The organism is Pararhodonellum marinum (assembly GCF_015354735.1).
In the GTDB taxonomy this organism is placed as follows: Bacteria; Bacteroidota; Bacteroidia; order Cytophagales; family Cyclobacteriaceae; genus Pararhodonellum; species Pararhodonellum marinum.
Window position 1 is genome coordinate 60,103 of sequence record NZ_JACEFJ010000001.1, and the last position, 15,953, is coordinate 76,055.

The 15,953-nt window shown below is 41.3% G+C and carries 18 protein-coding genes; 5 read left to right on the forward strand and 13 right to left on the reverse strand.

The features are described 5' to 3' along the window. Positions 1-169: 169 nt before the first annotated feature. Both H1A14_RS00255 and H1A14_RS00260 read left to right on the forward strand, forming a co-directional pair. On the forward strand, positions 170-1,168 hold the full coding sequence (locus H1A14_RS00255) for a tetratricopeptide repeat protein (RefSeq protein ID WP_228527475.1): 999 nt from the start codon (positions 170-172) through the stop codon (positions 1,166-1,168). Then, on the forward strand, positions 1,149-1,391 hold the full coding sequence (locus H1A14_RS00260; protein ID WP_194774199.1) for a hypothetical protein: 243 nt from the start codon (positions 1,149-1,151) through the stop codon (positions 1,389-1,391). Before H1A14_RS00255 ends, H1A14_RS00260 begins: the two co-directional genes overlap by 20 nt. A gap of 22 nt (positions 1,392-1,413) precedes the next feature. On the opposite strand, the gene coaE is transcribed toward H1A14_RS00260, so the two are convergent. The 7 genes from coaE to H1A14_RS00295 all read right to left on the reverse strand — a co-directional run bounded on the left by coaE (position 1,414) and on the right by H1A14_RS00295 (position 6,574). Beyond that, positions 1,414-2,013 carry a dephospho-CoA kinase gene (gene coaE / locus H1A14_RS00265; RefSeq protein ID WP_194774200.1) on the reverse strand — a complete coding sequence of 200 codons (600 nt, stop codon included), beginning with the start codon at positions 2,011-2,013 and terminating at the stop codon, positions 1,414-1,416. Next, positions 2,000-2,971: a YbbR-like domain-containing protein gene (locus H1A14_RS00270; RefSeq protein WP_194774201.1), complete on the reverse strand. Its 972-nt coding sequence runs from the start codon at positions 2,969-2,971 to the stop codon at positions 2,000-2,002. Before H1A14_RS00270 ends, coaE begins: the two co-directional genes overlap by 14 nt. An 11-nt stretch (positions 2,972-2,982) precedes the next feature. Further along, positions 2,983-3,300 (reverse strand): preprotein translocase subunit YajC, encoded by a 318-nt coding sequence (yajC, locus tag H1A14_RS00275; RefSeq protein WP_194774202.1) that lies wholly within the window; start codon positions 3,298-3,300, stop codon positions 2,983-2,985. A gap of 2 nt (positions 3,301-3,302) precedes the next feature. After that, complete coding sequence (locus tag H1A14_RS00280; protein ID WP_194774203.1) at positions 3,303-3,845, reverse strand: DUF1573 domain-containing protein; 543 nt, start codon at positions 3,843-3,845, stop codon at positions 3,303-3,305. A gap of 11 nt (positions 3,846-3,856) precedes the next feature. Further along, complete coding sequence (locus tag H1A14_RS00285) at positions 3,857-4,159, reverse strand: YtxH domain-containing protein (protein ID WP_194774204.1); 303 nt, start codon at positions 4,157-4,159, stop codon at positions 3,857-3,859. Between the two features lie 11 nt (positions 4,160-4,170). Continuing rightward, positions 4,171-5,355, reverse strand: a complete 1,185-nt coding sequence (gene nusB / locus H1A14_RS00290; RefSeq protein ID WP_194774205.1) for a transcription antitermination factor NusB — start codon at positions 5,353-5,355, stop codon at positions 4,171-4,173. Between the two features lie 118 nt (positions 5,356-5,473). Further along, entirely contained in the window at positions 5,474-6,574 is a 1,101-nt protein-coding gene (locus H1A14_RS00295) for a Glu/Leu/Phe/Val family dehydrogenase (RefSeq protein ID WP_194774206.1), read from the reverse strand. A gap of 144 nt (positions 6,575-6,718) precedes the next feature. On the opposite strand from H1A14_RS00295, the gene H1A14_RS00300 reads away from it, so the two are divergent. Next, complete coding sequence (locus H1A14_RS00300; RefSeq protein WP_194774207.1) at positions 6,719-8,512, forward strand: ABC transporter ATP-binding protein; 1,794 nt, start codon at positions 6,719-6,721, stop codon at positions 8,510-8,512. Here H1A14_RS00300 and H1A14_RS00305 read toward each other — a convergent pair. The 4 genes from H1A14_RS00305 to H1A14_RS00320 all read right to left on the reverse strand — a co-directional run bounded on the left by H1A14_RS00305 (position 8,509) and on the right by H1A14_RS00320 (position 13,321). Further along, positions 8,509-9,000, reverse strand: coding sequence for a DUF1569 domain-containing protein (locus H1A14_RS00305; protein ID WP_194774208.1), 492 nt, complete (start codon positions 8,998-9,000; stop codon positions 8,509-8,511). The genes H1A14_RS00300 and H1A14_RS00305 overlap by 4 nt on opposite strands. Before the next feature lies 1 nt (position 9,001). Next, on the reverse strand, positions 9,002-9,610 hold the full coding sequence (locus H1A14_RS00310; RefSeq protein ID WP_194774209.1) for a hypothetical protein: 609 nt from the start codon (positions 9,608-9,610) through the stop codon (positions 9,002-9,004). Positions 9,611-9,900: 290 nt separating this feature from the next. After that, positions 9,901-12,303, reverse strand: a complete 2,403-nt coding sequence (locus tag H1A14_RS00315) for a ribonucleoside-diphosphate reductase subunit alpha (RefSeq protein WP_194774210.1) — start codon at positions 12,301-12,303, stop codon at positions 9,901-9,903. Positions 12,304-12,340: 37 nt separating this feature from the next. Beyond that, positions 12,341-13,321 (reverse strand): ribonucleotide-diphosphate reductase subunit beta, encoded by a 981-nt coding sequence (locus H1A14_RS00320; protein ID WP_194774211.1) that lies wholly within the window; start codon positions 13,319-13,321, stop codon positions 12,341-12,343. A gap of 895 nt (positions 13,322-14,216) precedes the next feature. Between H1A14_RS00320 and rplU the strand changes: the two genes are divergently transcribed. Both rplU and rpmA read left to right on the forward strand, forming a co-directional pair. Then, complete coding sequence (gene rplU, locus H1A14_RS00325) at positions 14,217-14,528, forward strand: 50S ribosomal protein L21 (protein ID WP_194774212.1); 312 nt, start codon at positions 14,217-14,219, stop codon at positions 14,526-14,528. A gap of 33 nt (positions 14,529-14,561) precedes the next feature. Further along, entirely contained in the window at positions 14,562-14,822 is a 261-nt protein-coding gene (gene rpmA / locus H1A14_RS00330; protein WP_194774213.1) for a 50S ribosomal protein L27, read from the forward strand. A gap of 87 nt (positions 14,823-14,909) precedes the next feature. Here the strand turns inward: rpmA and H1A14_RS00335 are convergent, their stop codons facing one another. Beyond that, a complete protein-coding gene (locus H1A14_RS00335) occupies positions 14,910-15,527 on the reverse strand; it encodes a hypothetical protein (RefSeq protein ID WP_194774214.1) in 618 nt (205 codons plus the stop codon). A gap of 253 nt (positions 15,528-15,780) precedes the next feature. Next, complete coding sequence (locus H1A14_RS00340; RefSeq protein WP_194774215.1) at positions 15,781-15,939, reverse strand: hypothetical protein; 159 nt, start codon at positions 15,937-15,939, stop codon at positions 15,781-15,783. Positions 15,940-15,953: the final 14 nt, after the last annotated feature.

Sequence of the window (15,953 nt, forward strand, 5' to 3'; positions counted from 1 at the left end):
GAATTGTTTGTTCAATTATACACAGGATAAGATTTCTATGCAAATTGTTCCTGGCAATAACCCAAGTAAATTTCAACCTTTGAGTTGAAAACGAAAACCTGCCGATCCTTTCCGGTTTTTCTGCCTAAATTGACCTAAAGTCACCCAACCGTTGTTGTATTCAGAATTCATGGCAAAACTTGGAAAAATAGCTGCCCGTATGATGTGGGTTTTTTCTTTCTTTCTTCTGAACTGTGGAGAAAAAGGGGAACAGGTATCGACTACCGAAAGTCTGGAATTGCCAAAGAGTGATGAATACTTTCAGACCATGAGCCTTTTGGGAGATTCTTTGTACGCTGAGATAGATTCAGTTGCTCAGGAAAAGCAGCTGATCAATCTGGAGGAAGCGATATCCGCCTATTCATCAGATCCAAGCCTGTATAACTATATCTGGAAGGGTAGGAGAGAAGCCTATCTTGGTCTTCACCAACAAGCCGTTCAAACTTATACGGAGGCCTTGGAGCAATTTCCCGAAGGCTATCAGTTGTTACGTCACCGGGGTCATCGCTACATTACACTAAGGGAGTTTGATGAGGCCATTGCTGACTTCAACAAAGCCGCAGAGCTAATGAAAGACCAACCCTTGGAGGTGGAGGAGGATGGCATTCCGAACCGGCTCAATATCCCTCTGTCAACGGTTCAGTTTAATGTTTGGTACCATTTAGGTTTGGCCCATTATCTAAAAGGGGAATACGAATTGGCCTTGAAGGCCTACCAAAACTGCTTGGAAGTATCGGACAATGATGATCTGGTAGTGGCGACTGTGGACTGGTATTACATGACCCTTCAAAAACTCGGTAAAGGGGAACAGGCTATGGAATTACTCCAAATGGTCAAGCCAGAAATGGAAATCATTGAAAATGACGCTTATTTCAAAAGAATTTCACTTTACAAAGGTGAGCTTGAGCCAAATGGCCTGTTGAATACTGCAGCCAATGAAGCCGATCAGCAGCTTCAGTTTGTGACTCAAGGCTATGGTCTTGGAAATTATTACCTGGAAAAAGGCCAAGAAGAAAAAGCGATGGAAATTTTCCAGAAAGTATTGGATACAGGCTATTGGTCTGCATTTGGATATATCGCATCAGAAGTGGCCCTGCAAAAGTTAAAAGATGGGAAGAGAGGAGTTTAGAAATTTGCCTTTGCACAAAAAGATCAACAAACTCTACACTGAGGGGACCTTTGTAGTGGGTATACGGTATTATACCCATAAGGTAAATCTATACCTCTTAGAAAATGAATACATTGAGGTTTTTTACAATCACAAGTTGGACAAAATCGATAAAATTGATTATTTAAACCACAACCATACCCGTATGAAGTTCTACTTGGATCAGATCAATTTTAACCTTTAGACATGGCATCCATTTCCAAATGCTATTTAGTCAGTTCACCGTGGATTTTTAATACCTGAGGGATCAACAGCTTGTTGTCGGTGTTCTTGATGGTATAATCGGCCCATTTGATTTTTTCCTCATCTGGAAGCTGCAGGTTAATGATCTCATTTACCTGTGCTTCTGATCTTCCAGGATCTCTTATCAAGATTCTAGCTACTCTGATCTTAAGTGGGGAACTCACTAAAATGGTTTTGTCAAGGTCTTTGAAACTACCCGTTTCAAAAAGTAATGCGGCTTCTTTGAGCACATATGGCGCACTTTGGGTATTGACCCAATTTTCAAAGTCTTTTCTGACAGCAGGATGGATCAGCGCATTGATCTGTTTGGTCTTCTCAGGATCCGAAAAAACCTGATTTGCCAAGAAGGAACGGTTCAATTGACCATCTGAAAAATAAGATTCTTTACCAAAATTGGACTCGATTTCACTTTTCAGCTTAGGGTCAGTGATCATCAAAGATTTGGCGCGGTCATCTGCGTAGTAAACGGGAATATCCAAGCAGGAAAAAATCTTGGCCACCGTAGTTTTTCCGGAACCAATTCCGCCTGTTAGGCCAATCAGTTTCGGTTTACTCGGTGTCATAGATCAATCTGAATCTTTCAGGTTCAATCTTGATGGACTCAAGAAATTTTGGCTGGTTGTTCAGTAAAACAGTGATCGTGCTGTCATTCTTGTTTCGGAAAGTGTAGTTGAGGATGCCTTCAAGTTCCAGCGTTTTAAGGTCCTCTATGTATCTTTCATCTACTATATAGGTGAGCATGACACTGTTTACCTCATCTGCCAACCTGACCTTTTCCGGAAAGTTTAATTTTGTCAAAGAAAGTCTTTTGTTGCCTTCCAAGAATTCAGTCACCTCAAAACTGACCAATACGCTTTGTTCTTCGAGGGTGAGAAAATCACTGAATTCCCTGGGAACACTTAAAGGAAGCAGCTTTTCATAGTTGTCGCTGATTTTGTCTTCCTCCAATGCCAACCGTAAATTTCCTTCCAGTTTTTCAATGATGGATATAGGACCTTTTACCAACACGGTGCTAGGGTCTACCTCAATGTTTGAAATGATGCGGTGGTTTTTGGACAAAGACAAAGAAGACGTATCCACTACGACATTTACCCGACTGGATACCACTTTATCAATTCTGAAATGAAGGCTGTCTATGAGAATATTGTTGAGCTGGGTAGGGGCAATCATTTCGGCCAATGGCCTTTCCAGATTCCTGGTGACCAAGTAATTTTGCCTGTCAGGATTTTCCAACTCCAGGGTGAAAGGAGACATATCCATGTTCAGGGATTTTTTGAGCAAATCCCATCCGTTTCCACCTACCGAAACCCTGATGTATTCAGGCAACTCCTCAACTGCCATAAAGGCTTCTTTATCGTAAGAAAATTCTATGGGATAGTTGATTAGAGTGATGTAATTGTCTTTGTTCAGTGCATTTAAAACCCAAAAAGTGGTGGCTGCTAAAACGCAAAAGGCCACCACTTTGAAATTTGAAACTTTCTGTTCGTTAAGATTTTTGAAAAATTGAGAGAATTTACTCAAGTTGTTTCTGTTTATTTACCCACGGTTTTTTTTGTGAAGTCAAGTGATAGGGCTGATTTTTCCACTTTCACTTTCAAACCCCTGTCCAGTTCCAATATAACGGTGTCCCCTTCGAGGCTTTGGACCTTTCCATGTAGCCCGCCGATAGTGACCACATTGTCCCCCTTCTTGATGGCTTCCACGAAATTTTTGGCATCCTTTTGCTTTTTTTGTTGGGGTCGGATCATAAAGAAGTACATGATCAGGATGATGGATCCAAACAGGAAAACCTGTCCCATGATCCCACTGCCGTCTACTCCGGCTTGTGCTAGGATAACATTCAAAGTCATTTTTATTTTTTTACAGGACCTAAATTTGGACCGCTTTCTCCGGATTTCTTGTTGACCACACCCTTGAGTCTCAATCGGGTCACATTGGGAGAAGTGTTGGCATTGATGGAAACAGTGGGTGCTTGTGTGCCTACTTTGGCCGTGGAATTGAACACAACCTTCACGTATCCAGCTTCTCCTGGTTTAATAGGTGTTTTGGTCCAGTCAGGACTTGTACATCCACAAGAAGCATTGATGTTTGAAATGACCAAAGGAGCTTGCCCCGTGTTGGTAAAATTGAAGACGTGCTCAATGACTTCACCTTCTGTGATGGTGCCGAAGCTGTGTTCCATTTCCTCAAATTCAAATGCGCCCAATGAGGTAGGGTCGGCTGGCTGAACGCTCTGTGTATTGGAAGGAAGATTGACTTGCTTTTTCTCCAATTCTGCTATTTTTTCTTCCAATTCTGTAATCTTGGAGTTATTGTCAGCACTTTTGCTTTCACATCCAAAGATGAATAGAGATCCTGCAAGGGCAATGGCAGGTAAACTTCTGAAATACTTCATTTTACTAAATTTTAGTTGTTTTCTCTGTTGATTTGTTCAATTAATTTGTTGACATCTGTCAAAAGGTTTTCCGCCTTATTTTTGGCCTCAGAAATGACTTTATGCCCTTCAGATTTTGCTTGATTAACAGGTAGGTTCTTTCCATCCATCAAGTCTTTGATCAGTTCCTCCAACTCTTCTCGGTATTTTGAAAGTTGGAAAGTCAGTTTATCTCTGGTGTTATTTCCTGAATCCGGGGCGAATAAAATGCCCAATGTTGCGCCTAAACCGGCTCCGAATACAAATGCCAATAGGGAATTGCTGTTCTTGCTCATGATAATTTTTTTTATTTGTTGTCTAAAAGGCCTCTACCACTCTTACGGATTTCTCCGCTTTCTGTTAGTTCTTTGGATAAAACATCCAAAAGGCCGTTCACAAATTGTTTACTTTTTGGGGTGCTGTAAGTTTTGGAAATATCAATGTACTCATTGATACTTACCTTAACAGGGATACTTGGAAAATGCTTCATTTCCGTGAGTGCCATGGACATAATGATCTTATCTGTCCCTGCAATCCGATCGATGTCCCAGTTTTTGGTCTTGGCAGCGATGAGAGACCTGTTGGCCTCATCATTCTCAATGGTGAAGTTAAAGATATTTTGGAAAAATTCCTTGTCTTCATCCCAGTTGATCGCAATTTGTGGTAATTCGAAGGGTGATTGACCTATAGACTCACCTGCATTTTTCAACACTTTTGATGCCAAACTTCTGACTACGGACTTATTTTCTGTCCAATTGAGGTCTTTTTCTTCAAAGAAATTCAGAATGACCTCATTTTTGAAAATGACCTTTTTTAAAAGCTGTTCCAGAATCTCCTGGTCTTTTTCCAAATCGGGCCGATCCTCCTGCATATAGGCTTGATATAGCTCAAAGGGCCTGATATAATCCCGATACCATTCTCTGATTTCCAATTCGAGTTCATCCAGACTGACATGTTGTCTAATGAGTTCGTTTTGGTAAGAAGGTGAATTTTTGATGGTTTGAAGAACTTGGTTATTGGCTAAGTTAGCTTCGCCAATTTGGCCTTCTGTAACGGATTTATTAAGTTTCTTTTTTCTCAGCAGTTCGCTTTCAACATGTCCACTGAAGGCAATAAGGAGTTCAATTGCGTACAAGTAAAGCTGTGGAATTCTCTCCGCTGTAGCGATCATGTTCTTGCTCATGAAGTTCAGGTCTTTTTCATTGGCCTCATGAAATTTGTTAAGGGCATCAAGGGCCGTTTTTTTGATCTTAGGGGAGTGATCTGTTTTACTGACAAGCCTTTTGTTGTTGAGATTGTCCAAAAAAAGAGCTATGGCTTCCTGTGCATCCTTTTTAAGTTGAGGTTTGTCCTGAACCTCCATGGTATTGAGATCGGGTAGAAAGGATTCTTGAATAAAATCCTTTGCAAGTTGCAAGTTTGAGCCTTTGCATTGCTCGTAGGCATAAAGATTTTGAAAAGCTTTGACCCTTAAAATTCTTCTGTTTAACATTACCTGAAAATAAAGAACGTAAATATAGTGTTTTTCGACCTAGGAAGTAATGCCTTCCAAAGATTAAGTGTTTAATAATTTCCGGTACCCATAAACATGGATGCCGGAAATTTTCAGTTTAATACGAAAGTTTAACCTTACCCATAGATTGGATCCTGTGCCAGGCCATGGCTATGGCAGCCTCTTGAGCGGGTATGTTTTCTTTACTGGACTTGTCTAAAATAGCACTACAAGTATCATAAATTTTTTCTGCTTCAAGATAAGCCAGGTCTCTGTTGTATCCTCCCAAAAACTCAGCATAGACATTGATCAGTCCGCCGGCGTTGATCAGGAAATCAGGGGCATAAATGATGCCTTTTTCAAGCAACATCCGGCCGTGTTTCTCTTCATCTTTCAATTGGTTGTTGGCAGCCCCGGCAATGATATCGCAGGTAAGCCTATCTATCGTGTCATCGTTGACTGTGGCTCCTAAAGCACAGGGTGCGTAGATGTCCATTTGCAAGTCATAAATGTCTTGAGGATCTACTACTGTCGCTCCAAATTCCTTGGAAACAGCCTTAAGCCTATCTTCAAAAATATCGGTGATCAAAACCAGTGCGCCTTCTTTGGTCAGGTGGCTTACCAAATGTTTACCTACTTGTCCGACACCCTGAACCAGAATTTTTTTTCCTTTCAGGGAATCACTCCCATAGGCTTTTTTAGCCGCTGATTTCATCCCCAAATAAGTACCATAAGCAGTCACGGGTGATGGATCTCCGCCTCCGCCTCTTACTTCCGGCAAGCCTGTGACATAATCGGTTTCCATGGAAATGTATTCCATGTCCCGGGTACTCATGTTGACATCTTCGGCTGTTATGTAACGGCCTCCAAGGCTGTCAATGAACCTGCCAAACCTCCTCAAATACGCCTCTGATTTCAAAGAGGGATCCCCAATAATGACCGCTTTTCCACCACCGATATTTAGACCTGTAATGGCCGCCTTGAAGGTCATTCCTCTGGAAAGGCGCAGTACATCTGTGATGGCTTCTGCCTCTGATGCATAGTTCCACATCCTGGTGCCTCCCAAAGCCGGACCAAGTACCGTATTGTGGATGCCAACAAGGGCTTTCAAGCCTGTGGGCTCATCGTAACAGATGACCAACTGCTCATGGCCCAAAGAAGTAATTTGTCCATAGATGGATCCTTCTTTTACTTTTTCCTCCGTTTTAATCTCTACCATGTGAACTTAGAAGTTTAGATTGTGTTATATTTGGGTTGTATGCATGATAACGCCTCCGCAAAATTAAATATTTTTCTCAGGCTTTGCTAATGTAATTAAGAGAGTATTCTAGAACTTATCAAGTAAATTAAAAGCTTTTATTTCGTGAAGTCCCTTTGGCGCTTAAATAAATATTTATACAAATATAAGGGTTACCTCATTTTGGGAATCATTTTTACGATCATATCCAATATTTTCGTAATTATTCCTGCTCAACTCGTCAGAATTGCCATCAATTATGTGGTGGAAAGTTTTAGCTTTTACCAGTTTTATGAGGGCACCGGACAGGCCGGCGAAGCAAGGTCTGTATTCCTCGGATTTATCTTTGTTTTTGGTATTTTGATTTTGGTCATGGCCTTGCTGAGAGGTTTTTTCCTTTTCCTTATCCGACAGACCATCATCATCATGTCAAGGCTAATAGAATATGACATGAAAAATGAAATATTCGAGCATTACCAAAATCTCCCACTTAGTTTTTACCGAAGAAACAGTACCGGGGATTTGATGGCTCGAATCACGGAAGATGTCAGCAGGGTTAGGATGTATCTGGGACCTGCCATCATGTACGGGATCAATCTGATAATTTTGTTTCCATTGGTCATTGGTTACATGCTCTCAGTCAATGTAGAACTGACCCTATATTCCCTTTTGCCTCTGCCTGTACTTTCCCTAAGTATTTATTTTGTCAATAACTTGATCAATGAGCGGTCTGAGAAAATTCAAAGAAGCCTATCTGGTTTAAGCACCTATATTCAGGAGGCTTTTTCCGGTATTCGTGTGCTTAAGGCCTTTGTAAGAGAAAATGACAGTGTCCATAATTTTAAAACCGCTAGCGAGGACTACAAAAGAAAATCAATTCGGCTGACAGTGGTTCAATCACTTTTTTTTCCGGTCATTTTGGCTTTGATCGGAATCAGTACCATCATCACGGTGTATGTAGGTGGCCGTCAGGTAATTGACGGTGCCATTGGGTATGGTGTCATTGCTGAATTTATTCTGTATGTGAACATGTTGACCTGGCCGGTAACTTCTCTGGGATGGGTGACCAGTATCATACAGAGAGCTGCTGCCTCTCAGACCCGAATCAATGAATTTTTGGATGAAAAAAATGACATTGTAAGCATAGAATCACTTGAAATGGCAATCAAAGGGGAAATTACCGTGAAAAATCTCTCCTTTGTATACCCTGATTCTGGAGTGCAGGCATTGAAAAAGGTTTCTTTTGAATTGCAAGGCGGCGAGGCTTTAGCCATAATCGGGACTACGGGTTCCGGCAAGTCCACCATCGCCAACCTCCTGATGCGCATGTATGATGCAAGTTCTGGAGAGATTCTCATTGATGGAAGGGACATCAAAGCTTATGACATTTCCTCACTTAGGAAACAAATCGGTTATGTTCCCCAAGATGTCTTCCTCTTCAGCGATACCATAGCCAACAACATCGCCTTTGGCCTTGATGAGGTGGGAGAGGGGGTTGTCGAAAAAGCAGCTAAGGATGCTGATGTTTATGACAACATCATCGAATTCCCTAATGGATTTGAAACCAAATTAGGTGAACGCGGCATTACATTATCAGGAGGTCAAAAGCAACGGGTTTCTATAGCCCGTGCCATTTCCAAAGAACCCAAGATCCTTTTGCTCGATGATTGTTTATCTGCTGTGGACACCAAAACGGAAAACGCGATTTTGAATTCCCTCAAAGTCATCATGTTGAACAAGACTTCCATTATCATTTCCCATAGGGTATCTTCTGCAAAATTGGCTGATAAAATTATCATTTTAGATGATGGAAAGATAGTCGAACAAGGCAGCCATGAAGCGTTACTTTCGCTCAAAGGGACCTACGCAGAATTATACGAAAAACAGACCCAGGCCAATGAGGCCATAGAGGAAGATTAACTTGATTGTTTTTTGATAGAGGTACTTTCTTTGATCAATCCAAACTGACGGAAGTGATGTCGGATGTGTTTATCGTGAAAGCGCAACCATTCACTATGGTTCAAGTGCCCAAAAAGAGGATGAGTATGCTGAGCTGTGGGATTTGTTGAGTAATAATTTTTAAATTCTTCCCAAGCTTTACCAAGGGCTGCTTTTGCTTGTTCCAAGTGCTCAAACCTCAAAGCAGGCAATGTGTCATTGGAATGGGGATGTTTGATTCCTCTGCGCATCTCCGCATCTGTATACAAAAGTCTTTGTTTAAAAAGCAGCGCCTCTGCGGTGGGATTTACCTCTGGATAAGCAATTCTTCCAACAGAAAGTTTAAAAGTCAGGATGAGATGTTCGACCATGTGTTGAGGACCCATGAGTCCGAAAAGGGCTTTGTGGTCGACGGTCAATCGATCAAGTCCTTCAGCAAGGGTTTCTTGGATAAAATCATTTGTCTTCATGTCAGAATTGGCTTGCTTGGGGATTTCCCGGTGTGAGCCTTCCGCCTCCAAACTGTATCCCAAGTCCTATCGAAACAAAATTGGTAATAGATTTACCGGTATAATGATAAGTCAAATCCATTCTGAAAATGCCTGTATTGATTCCGATTTTAGGAGCGAGCCCGTAGCCAATCCTTGAGCCCGTTTTGGAGATGACGGTTCCATTGACTTCGTCTATGATTTCGAGGTCACTTCTCCTGTACATGCCTCCGCTCAACCCTACCAAAGGTCTGACTTTTTCGAAAGTAAAATAATATTCCGTAGTCAGCGACAGGTTGGATATGGCTTGGGCCTGAACCGTGGCTTTGGTATTTTGAAAGATAAAATCACCTTCTCCCAAAATATTGCTGCCTAGATGGATGCCCACATGTAAATTGTCATTGATGCCATATTTTGGAGCAACAAACATCCCGCCACCCAATGTGAGATTGGGATCGGTAGGAAAGGTCATATTAATGCCCAAATCCACCTTAAACGGTTTATATAGACGCTCTCCTTCAAACCAACCCTGGGCATTAAGGCCAGAGGTCAAGAATATCAAGGTGGACAGGATCAGGAATAGTTTTCTCATGGTTATTAAAGGGACGCCAAATTATCCCAATATTTTGAATTTTCCTACTATTTTTAAAGTAGATTATTGGTTAATATGTTTTGATAAACCTAATATATAAATAATTAAATTATACTTTTTACACATCTAAAAGGATTATTTTTATTAATCTAGTATTGTAGTGTTCCTACAAGTGCATGCCACTTAAATACTGGAATCGGCGGATGTTGTTCGATAAAAGCTTTAAAATAAAAAAATCGCCTGGAAATTCCAGGCGATTTTCACAATCAAACGAACTCTATCATTAAATATCAACTACCACAAGCTTCACATTCATCTGGATTGTCCAGAGAACAGCTGATGGCTTCTTGTTTTTGGTTTTTGGAAACTACCTCTGGAGCTGCAGCTTTGGCGGCAGGGTTGCTTTCCAGGTTGTTTTTGTCCACAGTAAACTGAATGGCACTGGTAGCAGCTTTGGACCTCAGGTAATACATGCCTGTTTTCAATCCTTTTTTCCAGGCATAAAAGTGCATGGAGGTCAATTTACCAAAATTGGGCTCCTGCATAAATACGTTCATGCTCTGAGATTGACAAATGTAAGCACCCCGGTCTGCCGCTAGGTCTATGATCGTTTTCTGAGAGATTTCCCAAACTGTTTTGTAAAGGTCCTTGATATTTTGGGGAATTTCGGGAAAACCCTGCACTGATCCATTGGCAGCCACCAACCTGTTTTTCATGTTTTCGTTCCAAAGTCCCTGTCTGATCAGGTCTTTCATCAGGTGTTTGTTGACCACAATAAATTCACCTGACAAGGTCCTTCTGGTGTAAATGTTGGAAGTATATGGTTCAAAGCACTCATTGTTGCCAAGGATCTGGGATGTAGATGCAGTAGGCATCGGAGCGACAAGAAGTGAGTTTCTTACCCCGTACTTAGCTACTTTTTCTTTCAATTCGGTCCAATTCCAACGGCCTGATTTTGGAGTTTTTCCCCATAGATCAAACTGGAATTTTCCTTTGGATACAGGGCTGCCTTCATAGGTTTCATAGGTGCCGTCTATTTTAGCCAGCTCCATGGAGGTTTCCATGGCGGCAAAGTAGATGGTTTCGAAAATGTCTTCGTTGAGTCCTTTGGCTTCCTCGGATTCAAATGGCATTCTGAGCATGATAAAAGCATCAGCAAGTCCTTGAATCCCCAATCCGATGGGACGGTGTCTGAAGTTGGATCTTCGCGCCTCTTCTACTGGATAGTAGTTGACGTCTATGACTTTGTTCAGGTTGCGGGTAGCCACTTTAGTAATGTCATACAATTTCTGGTGATTGAAGTAGCGTTTGCCATCCTTACCGGTTTCTACAAATTTGGGAAGGGCTAGGGAAGCAAGGTTACATACAGCCACCTCATCTGGAGCAGTGTACTCTATGATTTCTGTGCAAAGGTTGGAGGACTTGATGGTACCCAGATTTTGCTGATTTGATTTGCCATTGGCTGCATCTTTATACAGCATGTAGGGGGTACCTGTCTCGATTTGTGATTCCAGTATCTCAAACCAGAGGTCCTGTGCTTTGATGGTTTCCCTTGCCCGGCCTTCTTTTTCGTATTTTTCGTACAGTCTTTCGAATTCTTCTCCATGGCAGTCCGCGAGTCCAGGCGCTTCATTGGGACAGAACAGGGACCATTTTTCATTGGCTTCCACGCGTTTCATGAACAGATCGGAAATCCAAAGTGCATAAAACAAATCGCGGGCTCTCAGTTCCTCTTTTCCGTGGTTTTTCTTCAGATCTAAGAAGTCTTTGATATCTGCATGCCAAGGCTCCAGATAGATGGCAAAGCTGCCTTTGCGCTTTCCTCCTCCCTGATCCACATACCTGGCGGTCATGTCAAAGTTTCTCAACATAGGTACAATACCGTTCGATACCCCATTAGTACCCCGGATATAGGAACCTTTGGCCCGCACGTGGTGAATGGATAAACCGATGCCACCGGCTGACTGGGAGATTTTGGCACATTGCTTCAAGGTGTCATAAATCCCATCTATGCTGTCATCCTTCATGGTGAGCAAGAAACAGGAAGAAAGCTGTGGCTTGGGTGTGCCGGCATTGAAGAGGGTGGGAGTGGCATGGGTAAACCACTTTTGGGAAAGGAGGTGGTACGTCTCAATAGCCGCTTCTATGTCCTCCTTATGGATGCCTACAGCCACCCGCATCAGCATGTGCTGGGGTCTTTCCACCACTTTGTTGTCCAGTTTGATGAGGTAGCTTTTTTCTAAGGTTTTGAACCCAAAGTAATCGTAGTCAAAGTCTCTGTTGTAATCTATGACTTCGTCAAGTTTGGCAGCATATTTTTTGATGACACCATATACATCAGGGGCAATCAGGGCTGCATTGTCACCCGTAACCGGGTTGATGTAAGTGTACAGCCTTTTCATTGTATTGGAAAATGACTGACTGGTGGTTTTGTGAAGGTTGGAGATGGCGATTCTGGCGGCCAATATGGCATAATCCGGATGCTGAACGGTAAGTGAAGCACATACTTCAGCAGCAAGGTTGTCCAGTTCAGTGGTGGTCACTCCGTCATAAAGCCCATCAATCACTTTTTTGGCTACTTCTATGGGATGGATATAGCGCCCATCCAATTCATAGCACAGGTTTTCTATCCTTGAGGTGATTTTATCGAATCTGACTGATTCCCGGCGTCCGTCTCTTTTTATTACTAACATGCTGTATTTACTGGATTAAAGGTGGTGGAAAGATGATTTAGAAGTCTTCTCCTATGGAGAATTTGGGGGATTCTGAAATTTCTTTGGATTTCATGACGCCGGCTTTCTGGTAATCGCCTACCCTCTTTTCGAAGAAGTTGGTCTTGCCCTGCAAGGAAATCATGTCCATAAAATCAAAAGGATTGGTGCTGTTCCAGACCTTGTCACAGCCCAGTTCCATCAACAGACGGTCTGCCACAAATTCTATGTACTGGCACATCAGATCAGAATTCATTCCGATCAGTCGGACAGGGATTGCGTCGGTTACAAATTCCTTTTCGATTTCTACCGCATCTTTGATGATCATGGTGACGGTTTCTTTTGGCAGGGGTTGTACCACATGCCTGGTATATAGGTGACAGGCAAAGTCACAATGAAGCCCTTCATCACGGGAAATCAATTCATTGGAAAAGGTCAATCCCGGCATCAGCCCTCTTTTCTTCAGCCAGAAAATAGAGCAGAAGGAACCGGAAAAGAAAATACCCTCCACCGCAGCAAATGCAACAAGCCTCTCTTGGAAGTTGCCATTGTCAATCCAACGCAAGGCCCAATCGGCTTTTTTCTTGATGCAGTCAATATGTTCTACCGCATTCAGCATTTTGTCTCTTTCTACCGCATCTTTAATATAGGTATCGATCAGCAAGCTGTAGGTTTCCGAGTGGATGTTTTCCATGGCGATCTGAAACCCATAGAAAAACTTGGCCTCCGTATATTGTACTTCTGAAACAAAGTGTTCGGCTAGATTTTCATTGACGATACCATCACTTGCAGCGAAGAAGGCCAGTACATGTGAAATAAAATGACGTTCACCATCTGACAGGTTTTTCCAGTCTTTCAGGTCTTGACTAAGATCAATTTCTTCTGCGGTCCAAAAACTCGCCTCTGCCTTCTTGTAATACTCCCAAATGTCATCATGTTGAATGGGAAAAAGTACAAATCGGTTTTTGTTCTCTCTAAGGATAGGTTCTACTTGTTGCATTATACTGTTATTTTATTTGTGATACCTTTAACGGGCTTAATTAAAGGTTTAAAAACTGATTTTCGATCGGCCTTTCGATAGGGATTTTCTGTTTTTTACAACAGGAGCCTGTGAACAAATATGAATAACAAATTTTAAATATAAAACCCTTCAATTAGGGCTTGAAGTAAATTTTTGACCGAAATTCAAGTGTATTATAAATAATTATAAATGAAATACTTATAGTATATCAAGTAAAGTTATACTTGTGTTTTTAAGCTACTTTCAGGGCTTTCAACTTTTTTTGAAAAATTTTAATTTTTTTTCAAGGACCACGATTCAATTAGAAATTGAATTGTGGTCAAAAAATAACATTAAAACTACCGGCTTTTTCCTTCATATATAAGTAATTGAAAATCAATATTTTTAGACAAATCAACAAGTTGATTGTTGATTGTTGTTCGAATCCAACTTGAAAATGAATTTCACGCGAAGCTGCGGAAATTCACTAAAGAGTCACAAAGGAACAAGGAATTGAATGCAACTAAACGGTCCGATCAAGTCAATTACCCCCATTGCTTTCTGTGCCAACCTATGTCCGCGCTGAAAATTATTGCAACATAGGAGGAGCAATGAGGGGGAGGTTTTCTGCTTCTTGCAAGTGGCTGAAATTTAATTTCGAGCAGCTGTTTTAGTATTGGGTTTTAATAACTCGTAGAGTGGGAGTTTGGAAGAAAATTGGACGGAACAATAAGGCGTATTGATTTTGTTAGCTGCAGAATAGGGGGACTTCAAAGCTTTAGTGTTCATATAATTTTGTTTAAGGTATTCATTTGTGCCGGTGTTTTATTTTTTTCATTCGAAAACTCTTCCTATATTTGCACCTCAATTTCGATAAAAAGTTTTATAAACACTCATGTACGCAATAGTTAACATAGCAGGTAAGCAGTTCAAAGTAACTCAAGATCAGTTTGTCTATGCACCAAAAATGCAGGGCGAGGCTGGCGCTTCCGTTGAATTTGATCAGGTATTGTTGTTGGACGATAACGGTACTGTATCAGTGGGTGCTCCTTTGTTAGAGGGAGCCAAGATATCCGGAAAGATTCTGGATCATGTAAAAGGTGACAAAGTAATCGTCTTTAAGAAGAAAAGAAGAAAAGGTTACAAGAAGAAAAACGGTCACAGACAAGAGTTCACCAAGGTGCTCATCGAAAATATTGTATTATAAGGTTATCCAAGGAAACCACAAAAATCTAAAGTTATGGCTCACAAGAAAGGTGTCGGTAGTTCCAGAAACGGAAGAGAATCTCACAGTAAGAGATTAGGCGTTAAGAAATTCGGAGGCGAAGTAGTAATCGCCGGTAACATTTTGGTAAGACAAAGAGGTACCAAACACCATCCAGGTAACAATGTAGGTGTTGGAAAAGACCATACTTTGTTTGCATTATCCGATGGCAAAGTGGAATTCAAGAAGAAATTTGATGGCAAGTCTTATGTCAATGTAGTTCCTGCTGAAGCCTAAGAAAGCTCAATACAAAAAAGGCCCGTTTCATTTGAAACGGGCCTTTTTTGTTTTATTGCTGATTTTTTCCCTGCTTTTGATCAACTTTTAGTCTTGTAACCTAAAAATTAACCCGCCGGTGAATCCAAACTGAGCTATGGGGGACCAGCCCGATACACCTACCGCAGTTCCTCCTCCTGGGCTCCACCACAGGCTACTTCCCACTCCTATGATAGGCATCATAAGATTTGCCTGTAATCGTAACCCCACCCTATCTGAAGCATAAAATTTCATTCCTCCCTGAAAGCCTACGGTGAATTTTGTGATATTTCTGAAATTGCTCTCAGGAAATGCCAATGTACCTGTTCCGAATTTCGCTCCTGTAAATAGTGTCATTTTTTCTGAAGTAGGAAAAAGTCTGTTGAGACCGATAGTGGCATAATGAACTTGGGCTTTCGTATCGACATTTTCTCGCAAATTCGTAGATCTTGCCACTGCTCTGGTTCCCATATAATTGTAAGCAACTTCAATTTCAGTGGCTTTATTTATGGGAAACCCAATCATTCCTCCCCAATTTTGCCCGTCCTGCAAGAAGGCCCTGCCCCCGGCAATGTTAAATCCTGACTGGAAGGTGTAGCCGGTTATTGGGGTAATTTCAATGCCTTGAGCCATCAATTGAGCCAAAGAACAAAACACAAAGGATGTAACTATAATTGCTTTTTTCATTGATTTGCTAAATTTTTAATTTTAGAAGTTTTTGATATTACTGTATTGGTTTTTTAAGATCGTCATACTTAACATATTGAAACCCATACCAAAGGAATGGATATTCAAACTGATAAAAAATACAAGTAGGGCCAAATGCTTTCTGTTTATGCCAAGATTCATATAATCTTGGCATAAACAGAAATATTCATTTTTCAAGTCTTCAAAAATCCAGAAAACGCTACTATAATTAAAAGACATTAAAACGGAATAATTATCTGTTGAGCACTTCAATGAGCTGCTTTCCGATTGCACCGAACAAAAAGACGACCTGATCAAAGCCAAAAACTCCCTGATGGAAACTACCGTGGAAATCGATCAGGTGGCTAAAGTTACTTTTTTGGATGGCTTTGGCAAGATGATTCAATTTCATAGCGCTAATTAAAT